General features: G+C 63.6%; 26 protein-coding genes, 1 tRNA gene and 1 pseudogene. 24 read left to right on the forward strand and 4 right to left on the reverse strand.

Features of this window, described 5'->3' with window-relative positions; genetic code table 11:
* From VG320_RS07740 to tatC, 15 genes and pseudogenes are all read left to right on the forward strand, one after another.
* Positions 1 to 244, forward strand: a pseudogene (locus VG320_RS07740) (UDP-N-acetylglucosamine 1-carboxyvinyltransferase); the annotation flags it as partial.
* A complete protein-coding gene (gene hisG / locus VG320_RS07745) occupies positions 241 to 939 on the forward strand; it encodes an ATP phosphoribosyltransferase (protein ID WP_327199543.1) in 699 nt (232 codons plus the stop codon). The pseudogene VG320_RS07740 and the gene hisG, both read left to right, overlap by 4 nt.
* A 127-nt stretch (positions 940 to 1,066) precedes the next feature.
* Positions 1,067 to 2,383: a histidinol dehydrogenase gene (gene hisD, locus VG320_RS07750; protein WP_327199544.1), complete on the forward strand. Its 1,317-nt coding sequence runs from the start codon at positions 1,067 to 1,069 to the stop codon at positions 2,381 to 2,383.
* A gap of 251 nt (positions 2,384 to 2,634) precedes the next feature.
* A complete protein-coding gene (hisC, locus tag VG320_RS07755) occupies positions 2,635 to 3,711 on the forward strand; it encodes a histidinol-phosphate transaminase (protein WP_327199545.1) in 1,077 nt (358 codons plus the stop codon).
* A gap of 72 nt (positions 3,712 to 3,783) precedes the next feature.
* Positions 3,784 to 4,371, forward strand: a complete 588-nt coding sequence (gene hisB, locus VG320_RS07760; RefSeq protein ID WP_327199546.1) for an imidazoleglycerol-phosphate dehydratase HisB — start codon at positions 3,784 to 3,786, stop codon at positions 4,369 to 4,371.
* A gap of 91 nt (positions 4,372 to 4,462) precedes the next feature.
* The gene (hisH, locus tag VG320_RS07765) at positions 4,463 to 5,104 is read left to right on the forward strand and encodes an imidazole glycerol phosphate synthase subunit HisH (protein WP_327199547.1); all 642 of its coding nucleotides are present in this window, start codon (positions 4,463 to 4,465) and stop codon (positions 5,102 to 5,104) included.
* Positions 5,105 to 5,277: 173 nt separating this feature from the next.
* On the forward strand, positions 5,278 to 6,030 hold the full coding sequence (gene hisA, locus VG320_RS07770) for a 1-(5-phosphoribosyl)-5-[(5-phosphoribosylamino)methylideneamino]imidazole-4-carboxamide isomerase (RefSeq protein ID WP_103706908.1): 753 nt from the start codon (positions 5,278 to 5,280) through the stop codon (positions 6,028 to 6,030).
* A gap of 231 nt (positions 6,031 to 6,261) precedes the next feature.
* Positions 6,262 to 7,035 carry an imidazole glycerol phosphate synthase subunit HisF gene (gene hisF, locus VG320_RS07775; protein WP_027819286.1) on the forward strand — a complete coding sequence of 258 codons (774 nt, stop codon included), beginning with the start codon at positions 6,262 to 6,264 and terminating at the stop codon, positions 7,033 to 7,035.
* 4 nt (positions 7,036 to 7,039) lie between these two features.
* On the forward strand, positions 7,040 to 7,456 hold the full coding sequence (gene hisI, locus VG320_RS07780) for a phosphoribosyl-AMP cyclohydrolase (RefSeq protein WP_327199548.1): 417 nt from the start codon (positions 7,040 to 7,042) through the stop codon (positions 7,454 to 7,456).
* On the forward strand, positions 7,453 to 7,821 hold the full coding sequence (locus tag VG320_RS07785; RefSeq protein ID WP_327199549.1) for a phosphoribosyl-ATP diphosphatase: 369 nt from the start codon (positions 7,453 to 7,455) through the stop codon (positions 7,819 to 7,821). Before hisI ends, VG320_RS07785 begins: the two co-directional genes overlap by 4 nt.
* 106 nt (positions 7,822 to 7,927) lie before the next feature.
* A complete protein-coding gene (locus VG320_RS07790) occupies positions 7,928 to 8,320 on the forward strand; it encodes a DUF4870 family protein (protein WP_327199550.1) in 393 nt (130 codons plus the stop codon).
* A gap of 40 nt (positions 8,321 to 8,360) precedes the next feature.
* Positions 8,361 to 8,729, forward strand: coding sequence for a histidine triad nucleotide-binding protein (locus VG320_RS07795; protein WP_327199551.1), 369 nt, complete (start codon positions 8,361 to 8,363; stop codon positions 8,727 to 8,729).
* A gap of 175 nt (positions 8,730 to 8,904) precedes the next feature.
* The gene (gene tatA, locus VG320_RS07800; protein WP_027819281.1) at positions 8,905 to 9,147 is read left to right on the forward strand and encodes a Sec-independent protein translocase subunit TatA; all 243 of its coding nucleotides are present in this window, start codon (positions 8,905 to 8,907) and stop codon (positions 9,145 to 9,147) included.
* A 98-nt stretch (positions 9,148 to 9,245) separates the two neighbouring features.
* Positions 9,246 to 9,830 carry a Sec-independent protein translocase protein TatB gene (gene tatB / locus VG320_RS07805; RefSeq protein ID WP_327199552.1) on the forward strand — a complete coding sequence of 195 codons (585 nt, stop codon included), beginning with the start codon at positions 9,246 to 9,248 and terminating at the stop codon, positions 9,828 to 9,830.
* A gap of 57 nt (positions 9,831 to 9,887) precedes the next feature.
* Positions 9,888 to 10,667, forward strand: a complete 780-nt coding sequence (gene tatC, locus VG320_RS07810; RefSeq protein WP_327199553.1) for a twin-arginine translocase subunit TatC — start codon at positions 9,888 to 9,890, stop codon at positions 10,665 to 10,667.
* Between the two features lie 103 nt (positions 10,668 to 10,770).
* Here the strand turns inward: tatC and VG320_RS07815 are convergent, their stop codons facing one another.
* Positions 10,771 to 11,988 carry a Do family serine endopeptidase gene (locus VG320_RS07815; protein ID WP_327199554.1) on the reverse strand — a complete coding sequence of 406 codons (1,218 nt, stop codon included), beginning with the start codon at positions 11,986 to 11,988 and terminating at the stop codon, positions 10,771 to 10,773.
* Positions 11,989 to 12,007: 19 nt separating this feature from the next.
* Here VG320_RS07815 and VG320_RS07820 point away from each other — a divergent pair, with 19 nt between their 5' ends.
* The 7 genes from VG320_RS07820 (at position 12,008) to VG320_RS07850 (ending at position 17,254) form a co-directional block, all read left to right on the forward strand.
* Positions 12,008 to 12,754, forward strand: a complete 747-nt coding sequence (locus VG320_RS07820; RefSeq protein ID WP_327199555.1) for a Nif3-like dinuclear metal center hexameric protein — start codon at positions 12,008 to 12,010, stop codon at positions 12,752 to 12,754.
* A gap of 286 nt (positions 12,755 to 13,040) precedes the next feature.
* Entirely contained in the window at positions 13,041 to 13,661 is a 621-nt protein-coding gene (gene petA / locus VG320_RS07825) for a ubiquinol-cytochrome c reductase iron-sulfur subunit (RefSeq protein ID WP_327199556.1), read from the forward strand.
* Entirely contained in the window at positions 13,661 to 15,058 is a 1,398-nt protein-coding gene (locus tag VG320_RS07830; RefSeq protein ID WP_327199557.1) for a cytochrome bc complex cytochrome b subunit, read from the forward strand. The genes petA and VG320_RS07830 overlap by 1 nt, the downstream gene beginning before the upstream one ends.
* Positions 15,059 to 15,082: 24 nt before the next feature.
* Positions 15,083 to 15,859: a cytochrome c1 gene (locus VG320_RS07835; protein ID WP_414695994.1), complete on the forward strand. Its 777-nt coding sequence runs from the start codon at positions 15,083 to 15,085 to the stop codon at positions 15,857 to 15,859.
* A gap of 114 nt (positions 15,860 to 15,973) precedes the next feature.
* Positions 15,974 to 16,585, forward strand: coding sequence for a glutathione S-transferase N-terminal domain-containing protein (locus VG320_RS07840; protein ID WP_027797364.1), 612 nt, complete (start codon positions 15,974 to 15,976; stop codon positions 16,583 to 16,585).
* A gap of 83 nt (positions 16,586 to 16,668) precedes the next feature.
* The gene (locus VG320_RS07845) at positions 16,669 to 17,160 is read left to right on the forward strand and encodes a ClpXP protease specificity-enhancing factor (protein ID WP_327199558.1); all 492 of its coding nucleotides are present in this window, start codon (positions 16,669 to 16,671) and stop codon (positions 17,158 to 17,160) included.
* Between the two features lie 18 nt (positions 17,161 to 17,178).
* Positions 17,179 to 17,254, forward strand: a tRNA-Thr gene (locus tag VG320_RS07850).
* Positions 17,255 to 17,272: 18 nt separating this feature from the next.
* On the opposite strand, the gene VG320_RS07855 is transcribed toward VG320_RS07850, so the two are convergent.
* A complete protein-coding gene (locus tag VG320_RS07855) occupies positions 17,273 to 19,699 on the reverse strand; it encodes an Eco57I restriction-modification methylase domain-containing protein (protein WP_327199559.1) in 2,427 nt (808 codons plus the stop codon).
* Between the two features lie 240 nt (positions 19,700 to 19,939).
* On the opposite strand from VG320_RS07855, the gene VG320_RS07860 reads away from it, so the two are divergent.
* On the forward strand, positions 19,940 to 21,085 hold the full coding sequence (locus VG320_RS07860; RefSeq protein ID WP_327199560.1) for a class I SAM-dependent methyltransferase: 1,146 nt from the start codon (positions 19,940 to 19,942) through the stop codon (positions 21,083 to 21,085).
* A 154-nt stretch (positions 21,086 to 21,239) separates the two neighbouring features.
* Here VG320_RS07860 and VG320_RS07865 read toward each other — a convergent pair whose 3' ends face one another.
* Positions 21,240 to 21,560 carry a DNA-binding protein gene (locus VG320_RS07865; RefSeq protein ID WP_103706892.1) on the reverse strand — a complete coding sequence of 107 codons (321 nt, stop codon included), beginning with the start codon at positions 21,558 to 21,560 and terminating at the stop codon, positions 21,240 to 21,242.
* A 383-nt stretch (positions 21,561 to 21,943) separates the two neighbouring features.
* Between VG320_RS07865 and VG320_RS07870 the strand changes: the two genes are divergently transcribed.
* On the forward strand, positions 21,944 to 22,810 hold the full coding sequence (locus VG320_RS07870) for an SAM-dependent methyltransferase (RefSeq protein ID WP_327199561.1): 867 nt from the start codon (positions 21,944 to 21,946) through the stop codon (positions 22,808 to 22,810).
* 42 nt (positions 22,811 to 22,852) lie between these two features.
* Here VG320_RS07870 and VG320_RS07875 read toward each other — a convergent pair.
* The coding region (locus VG320_RS07875; protein ID WP_327199562.1) for a DUF1415 domain-containing protein at positions 22,853 to 23,231 on the reverse strand (379 nt) is incomplete at its 5' end.

Here is a 23,231-nt window from a genome sequence, read left to right on the forward strand (position 1 = left end):
GGGCGCGCATATCACCATCGACGGCAAGACCGCGCTGATCGCGGGCGTCGAAAAGCTTTCGGGCGCGAAGGTGATGGCGACCGATCTGCGCGCCTCGGCGAGCCTTGTGATCGCCGGCCTGTGCGCCGACGGCGAAACGCTGATCGACCGCATCTATCACCTCGACCGTGGCTATGACCGCATGGAAGCCAAGCTCACGAAGCTCGGCGCCAACGTCAAGCGCATCAAGGGGAACGAGGCATGAGCACGGTCGTCTCGCAACCGACTCCGGCAGCCGCTGCGGGCGCGCCGCTGACGCTCGCGCTCTCGAAAGGCCGCATCTTCGAAGAAACCATGCCGCTGCTCGCCGCGGCGGGCGTGCACGTGACCGAAGATCCGGAAACCTCGCGCAAGCTGATCCTGCCGACCACCGACCCGAACCTGCGCGTCATCATCGTGCGTGCGACCGACGTGCCGACTTACGTGGAGTACGGCGCGGCCGACTTCGGCGTGGCGGGCAAGGACGTGCTCAACGAGCACGGCGGCGGCGGTCTGTATCAGCCGATCGATCTGGACATCGCGCGCTGCCGCCTGTCGGTGGCCGTGAAGAACGGCTTCGATTACGCGAACGCAGTGCGCCAGGGTGCGCGCCTGCGCGTGGCGACCAAGTACACCGAAGCCGCGCGTCAGCATTTCGCGGCCAAGGGCGTGCACGTCGATCTGATCAAGCTGTACGGCTCGATGGAGCTTGCGCCGCTGGTGGGTCTGGCCGATGCGATCGTCGACCTGGTGAGCACCGGCGGCACGCTGCGCGCCAACGACCTGGTCGAAGTCGAGGAGATCATGGAAATTTCCTCGCGCCTCGTCGTGAATCAGGCGGCGCTCAAACTCAAGCGCGCTGCGCTGCGGCCTTTCCTCGACGCGTTCGAACGCGCGTCGCGCGGCGAACAGGCCGCCTGACTGGTTGTTTAAGGCGTGCCTTGGCGCGGGCGTGCATCGCCCGGGTCAGGCACGCCAATTCGCGCCTCGCGTATCTCAAAAGGCGCTGCGCGTGACCCGCGCATTACTGACACGGATGGATATCAGCATGGCTATCACGATTCGCAAACTCGATTCCAGCGCAGCGGGCTTCAAGAAGGCGCTGCACGCGGTGCTCGCGTTCGAGGCGAGCGAAGATGAGGCGATCGAGCGCTCGGTGGCGCAGATTCTGGCCGACGTGAAGGCGCGCGGCGACGCCGCCGTGCTCGAGTACACGCAGCGCTTCGACCGTCTGGACGCGAAGAGCGTCGCGGCGCTCGAGCTGCCGGTGAGCGAGCTTGAAGCGGCGCTCGAAAGCCTGCCGCCCAAGCAGCGCGCGGCGCTGGAAGCGGCGGCGGCGCGTGTGCGCGGCTACCACGAGAAGCAGCGCATCGAGTGCGGCTCGCATAGCTGGCAGTACACCGAATCGGACGGCACGGTGCTTGGCCAGAAGGTCACGCCGCTCGATCGCGTCGGCCTCTACGTGCCGGGCGGCAAGGCGGCGTATCCCTCGTCGGTGCTGATGAACGCGATTCCGGCGCGCGTCGCGGGCGTGCGCGAGATCATCATGGTCGTGCCGACGCCGGACGGCGTGAAGAATCCGCTCGTGCTGGCGGCGGCGCTGATCGCCGGTGTCGATCGCGTGTTTACGATTGGCGGTGCGCAGGCGGTGGCCGCGCTCGCGTACGGCACCGACACGATTCCCGCCGTCGACAAGATCTGCGGTCCGGGCAACGCCTATGTGGCGTCGGCCAAGCGCCGCGTGTTCGGCACGGTTGGCATCGACATGATCGCCGGGCCTTCGGAAATCCTCGTGATCTGCGACGGCACGACCGATCCGCGCTGGGTGGCGATGGACCTGTTCTCGCAGGCCGAGCACGACGAACTCGCGCAGTCGATCCTGCTGTGCCCCGACGAAGGCTTCATCAAGCGCGTGGAAGCCGCCATCGGCGAGCTGCTGCCGACCATGCCGCGCTCCGAAGTGATCGCGAAGTCGCTGACGGATCGCGGCGCGCTCGTGAAGGTGCGCGACATGGCCGAAGCCTGCGCGATCGCCAACGACATCGCGCCGGAGCATCTGGAAATCTCGGCGCTGGAGCCGCAGAAGTGGGGCGCAGAAATCCGCCACGCGGGCGCGATCTTCCTTGGCCGTTACACCAGCGAGAGCCTGGGCGACTACTGCGCGGGGCCGAATCACGTGCTGCCTACGTCTCGTACCGCACGTTTCTCGTCGCCGCTGGGCGTCTATGATTTCATCAAGCGTTCGAGCCTGATCGAAGTCAGCGCCGAAGGCGCGCAGACGCTCGGCGAGATCGCCGCGGAACTGGCCTACGGCGAAGGCCTGCAAGCCCACGCGCGCAGCGCCGAATACCGCATGAAGCATTGATGCCCGAGTGATCGCGAAGTGCAGCCGTCCGGTACCTACGGACGGCGCGCTGGCGTGGCCTGGGCGCGCCCGGGTATCGGACTGCCGGCAGGCATCGATGCCTGGAATATCGATACAAGCGCCGAATCAAGCTCGAAGTAAGCGTACGCAAGACCGCACGCAAGAGACCAGACCAACAATAACCAGGACGGCCCACGCAGTTCCTGAGCCGCCCGATCCGGCCCGCGCGCATCAGCGCGAGCCATGCAGACATGACGACACCTCAAGACATCATCCGCCCCGACGTTCTCGCCATGACGAGCTATCCGGTGCCTGACGCCACCGGCTTCCTGAAGCTCGACGCGATGGAGAACCCGTATCCGCTGCCCGCCGATCTGGCTGCGCGGCTGGGCGAGCATCTCGCGGGCGTCGCGCTCAACCGCTATCCCGCACCGCGCCCCGAGGCGCTGATGGCGAAGCTCAAGGCCGCCATGCAGGTGCCCGCCGACTGCGACGTGCTGCTCGGCAACGGCTCGGACGAGATCATCAGCATGGTCACGATGGCGTGCGCACGACCGGGCGCCAAGGTGCTCGCGCCGGTGCCGGGCTTCGTGATGTACGCGATGTCGGCGAAGTTCGCCCAGGTGGAATTTGTTGGCGTGCCGCTGAATGCGGACTTTACGCTCGACGCCGACGCCACGATCGCCGCGATCGGCGAACACAAGCCGGCCGTCGTCTGGCTCGCGTATCCGAACAACCCGACCGGCACGCTGTACGCCGACGCAGAGATTGAACGCGTAAGCGCCGCCGCCGCCGCTGTGAACGGCCTCGTGGTAATCGACGAGGCGTACCAGCCGTTCGCGCAGAAGAGCTGGATGGCGCGCGCGGGCGAGTTCGACAACGTGGTCGTGATGCGTACGATGTCGAAACTCGGCCTCGCGGGTATCCGTCTGGGCTATCTCGCCGGTCGTCCGGCGTGGCTGAACGAATTCGACAAGGTGCGCCCGCCGTACAACATCAATGTGCTCACCCAGGCCGCCGCCGGTTTCCTGCTCGATCACCTCGATGTGCTCGACGCGCAGGCCGCGCAGTTGCGCGAAGGCCGTACGCAACTGGCCGCCGAAGTCGCGAAATTGCCGGGCGCGGAAGTGTTCGAAAGTGCCGGAAATTTCCTGCTCGTGCGCGTGCCGGATGCGCCCGCCGTGTTCGATACGCTACTGACGGCGCGGGTGCTGGTCAAAAACGTGAGTAAAATGCACCCATTGCTGGCGAATTGCGTGCGCCTGACCGTCGGGACCCCCGACGAAAACGCGCAACTGCTCGCCGCCCTGAAGCTTGTACTCAGGTGAACCGTCCCCACTGTTCCTGAGCGAGTCCCCTCTGTAATCCCTCCTGTTACGGGCTGTTTGAAGGAATTTGCCATGCGCGTCGCGCAAGTCGTTCGCAACACCAGCGAAACGCAAATCAGCGTGAAAATCAATCTGGACGGCACCGGCGAGCAAAAGCTCGCGACCGGCGTGCCGTTTCTCGATCACATGCTCGACCAGATCGCACGACACGGTCTGATCGATCTCGAAGTCGAGGCGCATGGCGACACGCAGATCGACGACCACCATACGGTGGAAGACGTCGGCATCACGCTCGGTCAGGCAGTGGCCAAGGCGATCGGCGACAAGAAGGGCATTCGCCGTTACGGTCACGCTTACGTGCCGCTCGACGAAGCGCTCTCGCGCGTGGTGATCGACTTCTCGGGCCGTCCTGGCCTCGAATTCCATGTGCCGTTCACGCGTGCGCGCATTGGCAGCTTCGACGTCGATCTGTCGATCGAATTCTTCCGCGGCTTCGTCAATCATGCTGGCGTGACGCTGCATATCGACAATCTGCGTGGCCTGAACGCGCACCATCAGCTGGAAACCGTGTTCAAGGCCTTCGGCCGCGCGCTGCGCCAGGCCGCCGAATTCGACGAGCGTCAGGCGGGCAAGATTCCGTCGACCAAGGGCAGCCTGTAAGCATCGCCTGAATCCGCATGCCGGATACTTCGGGCAGCCTGCCAGACCAGCTGGATAGCGATAACGCCAGGACGGACGGTCCTGAATCGAGATGAAAACTTCAATTGCGATTGTGGATTATGGGATGGGCAACCTGCGTTCGGTCGCCCAGGCGCTGAAACAGGCGGCTCCCGAAGCCGATGTGCAGATCGTCGAGCATCCGGAAGCGATCCGCGCGGCCGACCGCGTGGTGTTGCCGGGGCAGGGCGCGATGCCCGACTGCATGCGCAGCCTCGCTGAGTCCGGCCTGCAGGACGCCGTGATCGAAGCCTCGCGCAGCAAGCCGCTGATGGGCGTGTGCGTGGGCGAGCAGATGCTGTTCGACTGGAGCGCCGAAGGCGACACGCCGGGCCTTGGCCTGCTGCCGGGCAAGGTGGTGCGTTTCGATCTGGCAGGGCAGGTGCAGGACGACGGCTCGCGCTTCAAGGTGCCGCAGATGGGCTGGAACCGTGTGCGCCAGTCGCGCGCGCACGCGCTCTGGGACGGCGTGCCCGACGACAGCTTCTTCTACTTCGTGCACAGCTACTACGTGGTGCCCGCCGACGCGGCGCACACCGTAGGCGAAACGCCGTATGGCGCTGCCTTTACCTCGGCCGTGGCGCGGGATAACATCTTCGCCACCCAATTCCACCCGGAAAAGAGCGCCGCCGCGGGCCTGCGCGTGTACCGCAACTTCGTGCACTGGAACCCGTAATTCACTGGCGGCGCTGACGGCTGGGCACACATACCCTGTGCGCCCTCGCCGACTTTCATCAGCAAGGCCGCCGAAAGAGTTGTACTAAACTAGCGAAACGGCGTCGGATCGGGCCTTTTTTTCCGCCGATGCCGGCTGATTTCAACCACACTTCCAGGTATCACCCGATAGCTATGCTGCTGATTCCGGCCATCGATCTCAAAGACGGTCACTGCGTTCGCCTGAAACAAGGCGATATGGACCAGGCGACTATTTTCTCCGAGGAACCGGCGGCCATGGCCCGACATTGGGTCGAGCGCGGCGCGCGCCGTCTGCACCTCGTCGACCTGAACGGCGCGTTCGCGGGCAAGCCGAAGAACGAAGACGCGATCCGCGAGATCATCCGCGAAGTCGGCGACAAGATCCCCGTCCAGCTGGGCGGCGGCATCCGTGACCTCGACACGATCGAGCGTTACCTCGACGACGGTCTGTCGTACGTGATTATCGGCACCGCGGCCGTGAAGAACCCGGGCTTCCTCCAGGAAGCATGCACGGCGTTCGGGGGCCACATCATCGTCGGCCTCGACGCGAAAGACGGCAAGGTCGCCACCGACGGCTGGAGCAAGCTCACCGGCCACGAAGTCGTGGATCTCGCACGCAAGTTCGAGGACTACGGCGTCGAATCGATCATCTACACCGACATCGGCCGCGACGGCATGCTGCAAGGCATCAACATCGAAGCGACGGTGCGCCTGGCGCGCGCGGTGAAGATTCCGGTCATCGCAAGCGGCGGCCTGTCGAACCTCGCCGATATCGACGCGCTGTGCGAAGTCGAAGACGAAGGCGTCGAAGGCGTGATCTGCGGCCGTGCGATCTACTCGGGCGACCTCGATTTCGCGGCGGCGCAAACGCGCGCGGACAGCCTGCGCGAATCCGACGACGCGTAAGCGTCGCGCATACGGCCTCCCTCACCGGAGGCCTTTTGCTTTTATGCGGCCGGCGCGCGCGTGGCGCGGGTCTGATGCCCGCTAATTTCGCGATAAACGGCAAAGCGCGACAATGGAAGCGCTATACGCCTGAGCGCGCGAGGCGGCTGCCGCGCCGCCCTTGTGTGGCCCGCGTGTCGTCCTCCCGTCGCCCGCGACAGATATCAACCGACTGGCAACTTCGGCAAGATCATGGCTCTACCCAAACGCATCATCCCCTGTCTCGACGTGACCGCCGGACGGGTCGTCAAGGGCGTCAACTTCGTCGAGCTGCGCGACGCGGGCGACCCCGTCGAAATCGCGCGCCGCTATGACGAACAGGGCGCCGACGAACTCACCTTCCTCGACATCACCGCCACTTCCGACGGGCGCGACCTGATCCTGCCGATCATCGAAGCGGTGGCCTCGCAGGTCTTCATTCCGCTGACGGTCGGCGGCGGCGTGCGCGCCGTCACCGACGTGCGCCGCCTGCTTAACGCGGGCGCGGACAAGGTCGGCATGAACTCGTCGGCGGTGGCGAACCCGCAGCTCGTGCGCGATTCGGCGGACAAGTACGGCTCGCAGTGCATCGTCGTGGCGATCGACGCCAAGCGCACGTCCGCGCCGGGCGAACCGTTGCGCTGGGAAGTGTTCACGCACGGCGGGCGCAAGGCCACGGGCATCGACGCCGTCGAATGGGCGCGCAAGATGGCCGAGTTTGGCGCGGGCGAAATCCTGCTGACCAGCATGGACCGCGACGGCACCAAGAGCGGCTTCGACCTCGACCTGACGCGCGCTGTGTCGGATGCGGTGCCGGTGCCGGTGATTGCTTCGGGCGGCGTAGGCGGCCTGCAGGATCTCGCGGACGGCGTCGTCAAGGGCCACGCCGATGCGGTGCTGGCGGCCAGCATCTTCCACTACGGCGAGCACACCGTGGGCGAGGCCAAGCGCTTCATGGCCGATCAGGGCATTTCGGTGAGGATGTAACGCCATGAACGCACCTTCCAGTGAAAACGCAGGCTGGCTCGACAAGGTCAACTGGGACGCCAACGGCCTCGTGCCGGTGATCGCCCAGGAAGCCACGACCGGCGACGTGCTGATGTTCGCGTGGATGAACCGCGAGGCGCTCGCCAAGACCGTCGAAACGCGCCGCGCGGTGTACTTCTCGCGCTCGCGCCAGCGCCTGTGGTTCAAGGGCGAGGAATCGGGCCACGTGCAGCACGTGAGCGAGATTCGTCTGGACTGCGACGAAGACGTCGTGCTGCTCAAGATCGAGCAGGTTTCCGGCATCGCGTGCCACACGGGCCGCCACTCGTGCTTTTTCCAGCAATTCGAAGGCACCGTCGACGAAGGCCGCTGGGTCGCCGTCGATCCCGTGCTGAAAGACCCCGAACACATCTACAAATGACGCAACTGAATAGCAACGACACGCTGCTGCGCCTCGCGGCCGTGATCGACAGCCGCAAGGGCGGCGACCCGGACTCCTCCTACGTTGCGCGCCTGTTCCACAAGGGCGACGACGCGGTGCTTAAAAAGGTAGGCGAAGAGGCCACCGAAGTCGTGCTGGCCGCGAAGGACGTGCGCCAGGGCGGCGCGCCGAAGGCGCTGGTCGGCGAGATGGCCGATCTGTGGTTCCATTGCCTCGTCACGCTCTCGCACTTCGACCTGAGCCCCGCCGACGTGCTGGCGGAGCTGGAGCGTCGCGAAGGCCTGTCGGGCCTGGAGGAGAAGGCGCTGCGCAAGAGCCGCGAGCGCGAGGAAAACGGCGATTGAGCCACCTCTGGCAACCGGTTTGAAGTAGGCTTGTCGAAAGCAACGAGGCCCGTCCAGCCCGGATGGTCCGGCCAGGATGAGCCTCGGTCGACAGGAGACGCCACGCATGTCCACATCCGGCGGTTACCCGCCTCCCGTCTTGCGCGATTCGCTTGACGCGGATCGCCTGCGCAGCCTGCGCACCCTCACGCACGTTCTCTACGGGCTTTACGCGTTCTACTGGCTCACGGGCGGCGTGACCGTGCTGGTGGCGATCATCATCAACTACCTCAAGCGCGACGAGGCGGCTGGCACGCCCTACGAGCAGCATTTCACCTGGCAGATCCGCACCTTCTGGTACGGGCTCGCCGGGCACCTGATCGGTATTGCGCTGTTCGTCGTGGTGATCGGCATTCCGATTTTGTGGGCTGTCGCAATCTGGACGTTGTACCGTATCATCAAAGGCTGGCTGTATCTGCACGACAACAAGCCGCTGGCCGATCCGCGCGCGTGGTTCTGAGTACCCACCCGCAACAACGGCGCGGCTGCCCGGGAGCCTCATGAGTCACGACCGCAGCACCTGCCTCTTTTGCAAGATCGCCGATGGCCAGATTCCGAGCACGCGCGTTTATGAAGACGACGAGTTCGTCGCCTTCCGCGATATCCGGCCCGCCGCGCAAACCCATGTGCTGGTGATTCCGCGCGACCATATACCGACCCTCGCCGATTGCGGTGAAAACGAGGCTCCGCTGCTTGGTAGAATGTTTGTGCTGGTGGCGCGGCTCGCAAAGGATCTCGGCGTTTCGTACACCGGCGGCGAGACCGGGTTTCGCACCGTAGTGAATACGGGTCCGGGCGGCGGTCAGGAGGTCTATCACCTGCACGCGCATCTGCTGGCCGGGCCGCGTCCGTGGCAGCGCATGGGCTGATTCTCAGGCCGTTGCACGAAAGCCACGGGCCTTTCTGAAAAGGCGGCTGAAACAGGGCAGAATGCCACGCAGCCGAAATACCTTACAGGCAACATTTCCAGCGTGAAGCGCGCCTGCGCTAACGTTTTCTCGCCGCGCATGCAGCGCGGCGTCGGGGTTAAGGAGAGTTTTGATCATGGGTTCGTTGAGCATCTGGCACTGGCTGATCGTGTTGTTGATCGTGGCGCTCGTCTTCGGGACGAAGAAACTGCGCAATATCGGCAGCGATCTGGGCGGTGCGGTGAAGGGCTTCAAGGAAGGCATGCGCGACGGCGAAGAGCCGGGCGCGGATGCGCAAAAGCGCGAACTGCCCAAGAACGGCGGCACGGTCGACGTCGACGCCAAGGACAAGACCCCGCGTTCGAACGACTACCGCTAAGCGCGGTAGCCGTTATTTATTGCTGGTGAGTCGCTGGTATCTGTCCAATCCCGCGTGTTCTGTTTGAATCGCCCCAAGGCTGACGGAAAGCTCCATTCATGCTCGATCTGGGTCTAACCAAGATGGCGCTGATCGGCGTCGTCGCGCTGGTCGTTCTCGGACCGGAGCGGCTGCCGCGCGTCGCGCGCACGGCGGGCGCCCTGTTCGGCCGCGCGCAGCGCTATATCAACGACGTCAAGGCGGAAGTCACGCGCGAGATCGAACTGGACGAACTGCGCCGCATGAAGGGCGAGTTCGAGCAGGCCGCGCAGAACGTCGAGAAAAACGTTCACGAGAATCTGCGCAAGCACGAGACCGAGCTGAACGATGCCTGGAACCAGGGCACGAGCGTCTCGCCGAGTATTGCCGGTGGGGCCGCCGATTCTTCGGTGGCGTCGCTCGAAGGCGCGGCGTTTGACGCTTCCGCCACGCCCGGCATCGCCGATGGCTCCAGCGCCACCGCCTGGCGTTCCGGCAACGCCGGCGCCGTCACTGCGAAACGCAAGAACTGGCGCGTCAAGCAGGCCGCGGCTCCCGTCTGGTACAAGCGCGCCACGCTGCGTCGCACGCGCGTGCAGTCGGGCGCGGCGCGCGTCGCGCAACATACGCCGGCCAGTCTGCGCCGTCCGGTGCGTTTTTTCTGACGCGCCGATGCCGCATTCGAGTTCGAACTTGTCCATCTCCAACCCCCGAGGGCCGGTGTGAGCGACCCCCAACAAAAACAGGACGAGGGCACTGAAGAGACCTTCATCTCGCATCTCGTCGAACTGCGCGACCGCATCATGCGCGCGGGTATCGCCGTGATCGTGGTGTTTGTCGGTCTCGTCTACTGGGCGCCTGATATCTTCAAGCTGCTGGCCCGTCCGCTCATGAACAACCTGCCGAAAGACGGCAAGATGATCGTGACCGACGTGACCGGCTCGTTCTTCGTGCCGATGAAGGTGACGATGCTGGTGGCCTTCGTAATTGCGCTGCCGGTCGTTCTCTACCAGATCTGGGCCTTCGTTGCGCCAGGGCTCTATCAGCACGAGAAAAAGCTGGTCGCGCCATTGGTGGCGAGCAGCTACACGCTGTTCCTGTGCGGCATGGCCTTCGCGTATTTCGTGGTGTTTCCGACCATCTTCCGCGTGATGGCGCACTACAACGCGCCACTCGGCGCGGAAATGACGACCGATATCGACAATTACCTGAGTTTCGTGCTGACGATGTTCATCGCTTTCGGCGTGACCTTCGAGGTGCCGATCGTCGTCGTGATCCTGGTGCGCATGGGTCTCGTCACGGTCAAGAAGCTCAAGGAAGTGCGGCCTTATGTGATTGTCGGCGCGTTTATCATCGCTGCGGTCGTGACGCCGCCGGATGTGTTCTCGCAGCTGATTCTGGCGTTGCCGCTGATCGTGCTTTACGAGGCCGGGATCATCGCGGCGCGTATCTTCGTCGGTACCGGCGAGAAGGCGCAAAGCGAAAGCGAAGCGACGAGCTGATCGCTATCGCCGCATAGACGATACGCGCAGACGAAAAAAAGGCCGCGAACAGTGATGTTCGCGGCCTTTCGCATTTCTCGCGGCGCGGCTTCGCGCTCTGGCGTCAGCCGCCGTCGTCGTCGCCTTCGCCGTCTTCGTTGGCCGGTTGCTTGGGCGGCGGCGGGCGCTTGCCGATCGTCACGTCCAGATCCATGTCCTTGTTCTTGCGCACCAGGTGGACCTTGGCGTCGGAGCCCGGCTTGATCTGCGCGATCACGTTCAACAGGCGCGTGGTGTCGGTGATTTCCTCGCCGTTCACGGATAGCAGGATGTCGCCTGGCTTGATGCCGGCCTTGTCCGCCGGGCCGCCTTGCAGCACGCCCGCGACGATCGCGCCCGACTTCTGGTTGATGCCGAACGATTCCGCGATCTCAGGCGTGAGATCCTGCGGCTCGACGCCGATCCAGCCGCGCGTGACCGAGCCTGTCGTGATGATGCTCTCCAGCACGCTGCGCGCGGTGGACACCGGAATCGCGAAGCCGATCCCGAGCGAGCCGCCCGAGCGCGAATAAATCGCCGTGTTGATGCCGAGCAGATTGCCGTTCACGTCCACCAGCGCGCCACCCGAGTTGCCGGGGTTGATCGGCGCGTCGGTCTGGATGAAGTTCTCGAACGTATTGATGCCCAGGTGATTGCGCCCGAGCGCGCTGATGATGCCCATCGTCACCGTCTGGCCCACGCCGAACGGATTGCCGATGGCGAGCACCACATCGCCCACGCGCGTCTGATCCATACGCCCGAGCGTGATGGTGGGCAGGTTTGGCAGATTGATCTTGAGCACCGCCAGATCGGTTTCCGGATCGATGCCGATCACCTTGGCGTTGGTAGTGCGGCCGTCGGACAGCGCGATTTCGATCTGATCCGCGCCGTCGATCACGTGCTGGTTCGTTAGAATGTAACCGTCCGGACTGACAATAACGCCCGAGCCCAGGTTCGCCGCAGGCTGTTCCTGCTGCTTGCGGTTGTTGTTCTTATCGCCGAAGAAGTAGCGAAATAGCGGGTCGTTCTGGCGCGGATCGGGCGGCAGCGACCCATCCTTGCTTGAAAACACGTTGACGACCGCAGGCATGGCTTTCTGGGCGGCGTCCGCGTAGGAGCCCTGGGCGGATCCACCGCCGATGCCCGGCGCCACCTCGCGTAGCGCGACGATCGGCTCGGCGAGTTGCTTGCCGAATTGCCCCTGGTGCTGAAGCCATTGCGGCTTGAGCGTCGCGATGATGAACATCAACGCCAGCAGGACCGTCACCGCCTGGGCGAAGAACAGCCAAAAGCGTCTAAGCATCTGAAGATTAGAGGATTATATGGATCGGATCGAACTGGAATTGTATCTGAACAATCTTCTGGAAACCGCGCGGTTCAAGGACTACTGCCCCAATGGCCTGCAGGTGGAAGGCCGCAAGCGCGTCGAGAAGATCGCCACCGGCGTGACCGCCTCGCTGGCGTTTCTCGAAGCCGCGCTGGAGTGGGGCGCCGACGCCGTACTGGTCCACCACGGTTATTTCTGGAAGAACGAAGCGCCGCAAATCACCGGCCGCAAGTATCGGCGACTGAAGACACTGCTGGCCAACGACCTCAATCTGTTCGCCTACCATCTGCCGCTCGACAGCCATCCGGAACTCGGCAATAACGCGCAGTTGGGCGCGAAATTCGGCTGGATCGGCGAACAACGCTTCGGCGAGCAGGATCTCGGCTGGATGGCGACGCTGCCCATGCCGATCACGCTCGCGCACTTTACCGCCGAAGTCGAACAGACGCTCGGCCGCACGCCGCTCGTGCTGGGCGACCCCGACTGGCAGATCCGCCGCGTGGCCTGGTGCACGGGCGCGGCGCAGGGCTTTTTCGACGCCGCCATCGACGCGGGCGCCGACGTTTTCCTCACCGGTGAGATCTCCGAGCAGACCACCCACACGGCCGCGGAAAGCGGCGTTGCGTTCCTCGCGGCCGGCCACCATGCCACCGAGCGCTTCGGCGTGCAGGCGGTGGGCACGCATCTGTCCGAAGCGTTCGACATCGAGCATCTGTTCATCGATATCGATAATCCGGTCTGAACGCCTGGTAAATATTCACCGCGCATCGATCGTTTCGTCCGGTTAATCCGTGAGCTGAAGCGATTGATGCGTTGCAGCGCATCGCCGTATTCGCCGGGCATTTACAAAGCCATCAGAAAATGGCCCCGTTTCTTCGGGGAAAACCCCGAGATATCAAGGACTTCGCGCGCTTTCTGGTAACCGCCCCTTGTAAATGGCAACTCCATTCGCGCACACTAGCGTTCGGCAGCACCGCGGGTAAGCAACGGCGTGACGGAAAAATCCAACTCAGAAGTGGGGCGATGTGATGCGAGACAAAGATAATGACCGCGTCGATGGCAGCCGCCGTACCTGGCTGATTGCGACGTCCGTAGCAGGTGGCATAGGAGGCGTTGCCACTGTCGTACCCTTTGTAGGCTCGTTTGCACCATCCGAAAAAGCTCGCGCCGCTGGCGCGCCCGTCGAAGTCGACATCACCGGGCTCGAACCCGGTTCGATGATGACCGTCGCCTGGCGTGGCAAGCCCGTGTGGATCCTCAACCGCACCGACCGCATGATGGCCGACGTCAAGAAGGCCGATCCGGGGCTCGCGGACCCGAACTCCGAGCATCCGTTTTCCATGCCGATGCCCGAGTACTGCCAGAACGAATACCGCTCGCGTCCCGAGCACAAGAACATCCTCGTAGCCGTCGCCGTCTGCACTCACCTGGGCTGCACGCCGACGGCGCGCTTCCAGGAAGGCCCGCAGCCCAACCTGCCCGACGACTGGCCAGGCGGCTTCCTGTGCCCGTGCCACGGCTCCACCTACGACCTTTCCGGCCGCGTGTTCAAGAACAAGCCCGCGCCGCAGAACCTCGACATCCCGCGCTACATGTTCGCGTCAGCGACGACGATCGTGATTGGCCGTGACGAAAAAGGAGAAGCGTGATGGCTACGGGAACCGAAAAGGAAGTGGTGCAGGCGTCCGAAGCATCCGGTCTGCAAGGCTGGATCGACAAACGCTTTCCGCTGACGGCGACGTGGAAGGCCCACGCCTCCGAGTACTACGCGCCGAAGAACTTCAACTTCTGGTACTTCTTCGGCTCGCTGGCGTTGCTGGTGCTGGTGAACCAGATCGTCACCGGCATTTTCCTCACCATGAACTACAAGCCCGATTCGACGCTCGCGTTCGCGTCGGTCGAGTACATCATGCGCGAGGTGCCGTGGGGCTGGCTGATCCGCTACATGCACTCCACGGGCGCGTCGATGTTCTTCGTGGTCGTGTATCTGCACATGTTCCGCGGCCTCCTGTACGGCTCGTACCGCAAGCCGCGCGAACTGGTCTGGATCTTCGGCTGCGCGATCTTTCTGTGCCTGATGGCCGAGGCGTTCTTCGGCTACCTGCTGCCGTGGGGCCAGATGTCGTTCTGGGGCGCGCAGGTGATCGTGAATCTGTTTTCGGCGATTCCCTTCATCGGCCCGGACCTGTCGATGTGGATTCGCGGCGACTACGTGGTCTCCGATGTGACGCTCAACCGCTTCTTCGCGTTCCATGTGATCGCGATTCCGCTCGTGCTGGTCGGGCTGGTGGTGGCGCATATCGTCGCACTGCACGAAGTGGGCTCGAACAACCCGGACGGCATCGAGATCAAGGAGAAAAAGGACGCGAATGGCATTCCGCTCGACGGCATTCCGTTCCATCCCTATTACTCAGTGCACGACTTCATGGGCGTGTGCATCTTCCTGATGATCTTCGCGGCGATCATCTTCTTCGCGCCGGAAATGGGCGGCTACTTCCTCGAAGCGAACAACTTCATCCCGGCCAATCCGCTGCAGACGCCGCCTGAGATCGCGCCGGTCTGGTATTTCACGGCGTTCTACGCAATGCTGCGCGCGACTACCGACCCCTTCAAGATCGTGCTGATGATCGTGATTGGGTTGCTCGGCGTGTTCGCGCTGCTGCGCGCGCGCGGCAAGTGGCGCGCGGGTCTGCCGGTGCTGGCGATTCTCGTGATCCTGGCGATGGCCTTCACGGAATCGAAGTTCTGGGGCGTGGTGGTGATGGGCACGGCGGTGATTTCGCTCTTCTTCCTGCCGTGGCTCGATCGCGCGCCGGTGAAGTCGATCCGCTACCGGCCGCTGTTCCACAAGGTTTTCCTCGCCGTGTTCGTGGCTGCGTTTCTGACGCTCGGATTCCTCGGCACGCGTCCTCCATCGCCTGCGTCCACGCTGATCGCCCAGGTCTGCGCGCTGATTTATTTCGCTTTCTTCCTCGGCATGCCGTTCTGGACGCCGCTTGGCACCTTCAAGCAGCCGCCCGAGCGCGTGCGCTTCAAGCCCCATTAATCAGCGAGCGAGGAAGACATGATGATGAAATTGTTCTTTTCGATGCTCGCACGGGCGAGCGTCCGGACCGGCGTGGCGATGGCGTGTGTGTTGTCGTTCGGGGTCGGATCGGTAGCGGCGCAGGAAAACATTCCCCTCGACCGCGCACCCGATAACGGCGAAAATCTTGCTTCGCTGCAACACGGCGCGCAATTGTTTGTAAACTATTGCCTGAATTGCCACAGTGCGAATCTGATGCGCTACAGCCGGTTGCAGGATCTCGGCATTCCGCAGAAGCAAATCGAAGATAATCTGTTGTTTACGACGGACAAGGTCGGCAACACGATGTCCATCGCGATGCGCCCGGACGACGCCAAATCGTGGTTTGGCGTGCCGCCGCCGGACCTCTCCGTGGAAGCTCGCGCAAAAGGGCGCGACTGGCTGTACACGTATCTGCGCAGCTTCTATCGCGACGACACGCGCCCGACCGGCTGGAACAACATGGTGTTCGAGAACGTGAGCATGCCGCACGTGCTCTGGCAGTTGCAGGGCGTGCGCACGGCGAAGTTTGAAGATACGGTGGATGAAGAAACGGGGGAGAAGGTCCGCCGGTTTGTGGGGTACCAACAGGTCACGCCAGGGAAGCTTTCGCCGGTAGATTATGATTCTGCCGTGGCCGACCTGGTTGCGTACCTCGGCTGGATGTCAGAGCCGGAGCAGCGCACCCGCAAGCAGCTTGGGGTCTGGGTGCTCCTGTTTCTGGGCGTCCTGAGCTTTTTCGCGTGGCGACTGAACGCTGCGTACTGGAAAGATATCAAATAGGCACGTCCTGACCGACGTGGGGCCGGTATGACGACACACCGCCTGACAGTCCGAGGACCGTCAGGCGGTGTTTTCGCCCGCTGGCCTTTTGGGTTTATTGAGGAAATGTAAATCATGATGGTTCTGTACTCCGGCACTACCTGCCCGTTCTCCCAGCGCTGCCGGCTGGTGTTGTTCGAAAAGGGCATGGACTTCGAAATCCGCGACGTCGACCTGTTCAATAAACCGGAAGACATCGCTGTGATGAATCCGTATGGTCAGGTGCCGATTCTGGTCGAGCGCGACCTGATTCTGTACGAATCGAACATCATCAACGAGTACATCGACGAGCGCTTCCCGCATCCGCAACTGATGCCGGCCGATCCGGTCCAGCGCGCGCGCGCCCGCCTGTTCCTGCTCAACTTCGAGAAGGAACTGTTCGTGCACGTGAGCACGCTCGAAAACGAGAAGGGCAAGGCGGCCGAGAAGAACCACGAGAAGGCACGTCTGGCGATCCGCGACCGCCTCACGCAGCTCGCGCCGATCTTCCTGAAGAACAAGTACATGCTGGGCGAAGAGTTCTCGATGCTCGACGTCGCGATCGCGCCGCTGCTGTGGCGCCTCGACCACTACGGCATCGAACTGTCGAAGAACGCCGCGCCGCTGATGAAGTACGCCGAGCGCATCTTCAGCCGTCCGGCTTACATCGAAGCGCTGACGCCGTCGGAAAAGGTGATGCGCCGCTAAGCCATCGCAGTTGGCGTAGTTGCAACAGGAGGCGTGCGGGCTGGCGGACAACGCTGGCGCGCCGCCTCTTCAAAGGATTGTTGATGCAAGAGATTTCCACCAAGCCGTATCTGCTGCGTGCGCTGTACGAGTGGTGCACCGACAACGGTTTCACGCCGCATATCGCGGTGCGGGTCGACAACCGCACGCGCGTGCCGCGCCAGTTCGTGCGCGACGGCGAGATCGTGCTGAACATCAGCTTCGAGGCCACCAGCCAGCTGCAGATGGGCAACGAGATGATCGAGTTCAACGCCCGTTTTTCCGGCAAGTCGCACAAGATCGAAGTGCCGGTGCCGAACGTGCTGGCGATCTACGCGCGCGAGAACGGCCAGGGCATGGCGTTCCCGGTCGAAGCGCCCGCTGGCGACGCGAATGACGTGTTGCCGTCCGCGCAGGACGAGCACGAAGACGTGCCGGGTGGTCCCGCCGAAGCCACGCCAGAGGAAAGCGCTGACGAAACTTCAGCGTCCGCCCCGGAAAAAAGCGACGATGGCGCTGGAAAGGGCAGTAAGGGTCACCTCAAAATCGTGAAATGAAGTAGAATCACGGGCTACGCCGGCTTAGCTCATCTGGTAGAGCAGTTGATTTGTAATCATCAGGTGGCGGGTTCGAGTCCTGCAGCCGGCACCAAAATACTTCGAGAAAGGGTTACAGCCCACCAGCTGTAACCCTTTTTTCGTTTCTGGCTTCATCCCGGGCGCGGCGGCTGGCCGGTTGCTCGACTAGCGCGATGTCGCTTTCACTCAGGCCATACGCCGCGTGAAGCATGCCGTCGATTTCCCGTGCGAGCGCTTCGCCTCGTGCCTGGTCGCCGGCCTGCATCAAGCGCAACACCTCATCGACCTTGCTGGCGATGCGTGCGCGTAAGTGAGCATCGTCGGGTACGGGCAGCGCGTCGATCATCGCTTTGGTGAACGCCACGCCGCCGTTATAGCTCGACGCCCCGAAGCGCGCACGCGTGACGAAACCCGCAAGCGGGCAATTCAGCACGGCTGCCGCGAATTTCAGCAGGTCGGCGTCGTCGCTGCGCAGGATCAGCGTCGTCTTGCCGGGCAGCGTGTGGCCGTCGAGGTCGAGCGTTGCGTGCAGATGCGTGAGGCCTTTCACGATCAACTTTTTCGCGGCGGTTTTTGCGCGATAGCCGTTCGTGAACGCGGCCTCGAAGCGTTCCCGTTCGACCACCGGTTGCGCATAGCTTCGCCCGAGATAAGTCATCGGCTTGCTGGCCCAGCGCGAGACGTAGCGGCCCAGCGTTCCGGTGTTCACCACGCGGTAGTGCCGCGACGCATCGAAGCCATCGCGCGCCTCGTCGATCAAGGGCGCGAGGCGATACGCGTCCGCCGTCGCGCAGGCGTTTTCGCACCGCAGCAGTGTGCCGAGCGTCGGATGCGCGCGCGTGAGCCGCTGCACGAAGGCATAGTGCGGCGAGAGCAGGGCGTCGAGCGTCCAGGGCGCCTCGAGTTCGCATTTGTTCACCGTTGCGATCGGCTTGAGCGATGCGCCTTCCAGGCGCGCCGTTTCGATCGTCGGCGTGCCCGCTTGCCGGTAAACCGTCACGATCGAATCGATCAGCGCGCGCTCGAACACGTCGCGGCCCAGCGTGACGATGCGCTCGATCTTGTCGAGATGGTGTGCGCGAAACGCCGCGCCGAACGGCCGCGCGAGCCACTTGTCCGGTGTGAGGCACGCCATCGCGCCGTGCGGCGCGAGCAGCGCGAGGCCTAGTTCCATGAACGGGATGTAGAGATCCCAGTTGCCGCGCGCGCTCGGCCAGCGTTGCGCGAGCGCTTCGCGCAGCGGCTTCTGGCCTTCGTTGATCATGCGCTCGGAGTCGATGTACGGCGGATTGGCGACGATGGCGTCGAAGCCCGTGAAGCGCCCGTTTGCGCCGCAGACCGATGGGAATGCAAGGTGCCACGCGAAGGCATCGCCCGGCAGCGCTTCGCCGCCGATGTTCGCCATCACCGCATTGCCCTGTTTGAGATTCGCGCTGAAATCCGGCAGTACGTCGAAGCGTCCTTCGCCGCCGTATCCGGCATGAGCGAGCAACTCGAACGCGAGACGCAGGCGCGCGAGGCCAAGCGCGCCTTCATCGATATCGACGCCGAAGAGGTTCTGCTCGACGATGGCGCGTTTTTCGCGGAAGCGCGCGGCGTCACTTTCGCTTGAGCGATCAACGCACAGGCCCAGTCTGGCCTTGATTTCCATCAGCGCGTCCAGCGCGCAAACCAGCAGATGACCGGTGCCGACGGCCGGATCGCACACGCGCAATCCGCCGAGAATCGCACGCGCTTCGGCACGATCCTCGATTCGTTCGCAGAGCTGATCGAGCGTCGTGCAATGCCAGTTTTTCAGATGGTTGAAGCGTCCGAGCACGGCGCGCGTGATGGCCTCATCGGCGAGCAACCTGGCGACGCTGTCGGGCGTGTACCACGCGCCCTCGCGATAGCCGTTGAGTCGCTCGAAGATCCAGCCGAGCGCGGCGGTTTCGCCTGCGTATTCGAAAGCGTCGAAAAAATCGAGCAGATCGCCGATGGGAAGTTGCTCTAGTGCTTCGTCGAACGAAGTGAGATCGGCGGCCTGAAACAGCGCGGCTGGCAGGCGGGGCAGGTGAGGCCAGTCACGCGGCTTTTCGTCATGCCCGGCGCTGAAAACCTCGCGGCAAAGGGCGGCGAATTCGCCATAAGACGCGATGCGAGCGCTATTCAGGAAGGCATATGCGGGATCGCGGTCATGTAGCGTGAGTAACCGCGCTTCCAGCAGCTTGAGCAGCACCATGCGCCCGATCCACGCGATGCAAAGCCGCAGCGCCGCGTGAAAAGCGGCTTCGGGCGCACACTCGCCATGCGCATCGACATGCGCGATCGCCTGCTCGAACAGCGTGCCGGACAACCGCTGATCCGGGGCGGGGCGCGCAACGACGGTCTTGCCGCGTTCGAGCTGCTCACGCAGACCGACGATACGCAGCAGGCCCGCATAAAAATCCGCGTCGAATCCCGCACGGGTCGCGCTGATGTGGCGTACGCCTGGCTTGCGCGCGGGTAGCTGGCGCGTCGTCGGATGTGTCTCTGACATATTCTGTTAGGTGGCGCCGTTGCGCGCATTGGCGGTCATTCTACTGGGATGGCCTGTGCCATCCGGCTTAAGCCGTCCGGCCGAATCGACGGCTGCCCGCCGCCGGGCGATGATGCCTGAACGCAGTCGCCACAAGCGGCCCAGTCAACTTCGCAGCCAAACGCCGGACCTTGCTCTGCTATAAGATGGCGCCGCATCAGAGGCGCGCCGTCACGGCGAGCCGTTAAGCATCCAGGACTTATGACCGACTTTCCCACCTTGAGCTGGCCCGATACGGACGGCCCTCGCACCGTCCGCTGGCGTTCGGAGGCGGGCGTGCCCGCGCCGAAGCGTGTCGTCGTCGCCGACGACCGCACCACGGCCGACGTCGCCTACCGTCTCGCCTGCGAGGGCACTGCGCTCCTGTGGCGCGGCGACTATCAGAATGCGCGCCAGTTGCTGCAAGCGATGGCGCGCCGCGCCGAGCACAAGCCGCGCAAGGGCGTGCCCAAGGCGCCGGCCACGCCGCTCGAGGCGTTCCACTTGCATCGCCAGGCGCAGTCCCAGCGTGCGCGCACGCTCGGCATGGTGCTGCTGCCGCTCGAAGGCGACTATTCAGTTGCGCTGCGCCGCGCGCCCGACGTCAAGGCCGCCTGCGAGGAAGCGTGGGGCGCACCGGACGGCGAGCCGTCGGCGGTGTCGCTGCGCGAGGTGCTCGGTCTGATCGGCGCGCACGAGTGGCGCAAGAAGGGCGTGGCGATTCCCGCGCTCGGTGGCGCGCATGTGCACCCGTACTACGGCGTGTTTTCGCCGGTGCGTGGGGAGTATCTCGATCTGGTTGCGCGCGTGCCGTTGCCGTCGGTGGAGAAGGCGTTCGATATCGGCACGGGCACGGGCGTGATCGCTGCTGTGCTGGCTGGGCGCGGCGTGAAGCATGTGGTCGGCACCGATCAGGACGCGCGTGCGCTGGCTTGTGCGCGCGAGAACGTGGATCAGCTCGGCTTTGGCAAGCAGGTCGAGATCGTTGAAGCCGATCTGTTCCCGCCGGGGCGTGCGCCGCTCGTCGTCTGCAACCCGCCGTGGGTGCCGGCGCGGCCCGCGTCGCCGATCGAATACGCCGTGTTCGATCCGGGCAGCCGCATGCTGCGCGGCTTTCTTGCCGGACTCAAGGACCATCTGGAACCGGGCGGTGAAGGCTGGCTGATCCTGTCCGATTTCGCCGAGCATCTGGGCTTGCGCACGCGCGAGGCGTTGCTGGAGATGATTGCGCAGGCAGGACTCGAAGTCGCCGGACGTGAGGACATCCGCCCGCGCCATCCGAAGGCAAGCGATCCAACCGATCCGCTGCATCGCGCACGCGCGGCCGAAGTCACGTCGCTGTGGCGACTCAAGGTGCGTAGCGAATAATTCGGGGACCGAAGGTAAAAGAGGTGAGGGGCCGCCGGGGTTCAAACGGCGGCTTTGGTCTGATGTACAGGCTGGTTAAGCGCGCAGTCCGACCTCGGAATCGGCTGCGCGCTCAGGACTGCAGCACTACGGGCATAAAACTGCGTCAACCGGGTTAGCCTGGATAGGCCTCGTCGACGCGTAGCCCTGCGAGCTTGAAGATTACCCGCAGCGTTTGTGGTTTGATGTCGCGGCGCGCGGCCAGCGCAGACATCACGAAATCGAGCACTTTGGCGTATTTCAGCAGGATCAGGCAGTTCTCCAGATCCGAAGCGCCATCGCGCATATCCTCGGCCAGCCGCAGCATCTCGACCGAGATGTCGCGTGCCATCTCCAGCTCCAGTTGTTGCTTTTCCGTCCACTCGGGTACCTCTACGAGCCGGGCCAGCATTTCCTGGAATTTTTGCTCAGCGTTACCGTCGGGTATCGTGTTCATTGCATGCCCCATGCAAGGTCGCGCAGCACCGTGCGTCTAGCGCAACGGGATCTGCGTCGTACCTGATTTATCGCTGCCGGCACATCCGTCAGCGACCTCCCATGCGCGCATTTCCAGTACTTTGCCGGAGTGTCGCGCCCCAAAAACGGTCCTTTCTGGACATCGGCATGACGTAAAAACGCCGCCGTGTCTTTTTTAATCAACCCCTCCCTGCCATCCGGACGTGGGTCAGCGTGCCGGACGCTCCTACAATTAGATGAATGAGCCGCTCGGGCTGGCGGCCTGTTCGTGCTTTTTCCGTAAAATGACAGATATATTTGCGTCGTTCCGTCGCCTACCGCACGTACGCCGGTAAAAGACGCCTCTCTTTTCAAGCCGCCCCGATGTCCAGCAAGACTTACGAAATCCGTCCGAACCAGTCGATCGAGCTTCTCAAGGAGCTCCATATCCTCACCCGTGACGGGAAGATGAACCAGGACAGCCGCCGCAAGCTGAAGCAGGTCTATCACCTGTTCCAGTTCATCGAGCCGCTGCTCAAAGACCTCAAGCAGGATGGCCGCGACGTGACGCTCGTCGATCATGGTGCGGGCAAGTCCTACCTGGGTTTTATTCTCTACGATCTCTTTTTCAAGGAACTGCGCGACAAGTCGCATATCTTCGGCATTGAGACACGCGACGAACTCGTTGTGCGATCTCGCGAACTCGCGCAGCGCCTGGGCTTCGACGGGATGTCGTTCCTGAATCTGTCGGTGGCCGACTCGACCACGTCGACGGAGCTGCCGCCAAAGATCGATATCGTCACCGCGTTGCATGCGTGCGACACCGCAACCGACGATGCGCTGCGCTTCGCGCTCAAAAAGCAGGCGCGCTACATCGTGGTGGTGCCTTGCTGTCAGGCGGAAGTGGCGGGGGTATTGCGGCGCAATAAGGGCAAGTCGCTCGGCCAGGCGCTCACGGAAATCTGGCGCCATCCGCTGCATACGCGCGAGTTCGGCAGCCAGATCACCAATGTGCTGCGCTGCCTGCAACTGGAGGCGCACGGCTATCAGGTGAGCGTGACCGAGCTGGTGGGCTGGGAGCACTCGATGAAAAACGAGCTGATCATCGCCCAGTACAAGGATCTGCCGCGTCGCCGGCCGACCGAGCGGCTCAATGAGATTCTCGATACCTTCGGGCTCGCGGAGCTGCGCGAGCGTTTCTTCTCCGACGAAGGCGAAGGCGCGGCCGCCGCCGAGACCAGCGCGACCTAAGGGCCAGAAAGCCCGTTAATGGAAAAGTGGCAAAGCGCGGGCTCAGTCGTCCGCGCGCTTCGCCATCCATTCGCGCCAGCCGCTCAGGCCCAGGCGCCGCAGCGTTTCCTGATTGCGTTCGTAGATGTCGGCGGCGTCCGGGAAGGCCTCCACGGCGCGCTCGATGCTGTCTTCGCGCAGCAGATGCAGGATCGGATACGGCGCGCGGTTGGTGAAATTCTCGATGTCGTCGGCCTGCGTGCCCTCGAACTGATACTGCGGATGGAAACTCGCGATCTGCAGCGTGCCGTCCAGGCGCAACTGGCCCAGCAGCAGATCGGCGAAATGCAGCGCGTCGTTGTATTCCGTGAAATCGGCCAGTGCGTGCGGCAGGATCAGCAGCGTGGTGTCGATTTCAAGCGGCTCAGCATCCGCGAGCGTA

This window comes from Paraburkholderia sp. (assembly GCF_035948235.1).
Taxonomy (GTDB): domain Bacteria; phylum Pseudomonadota; class Gammaproteobacteria; order Burkholderiales; family Burkholderiaceae; genus Paraburkholderia.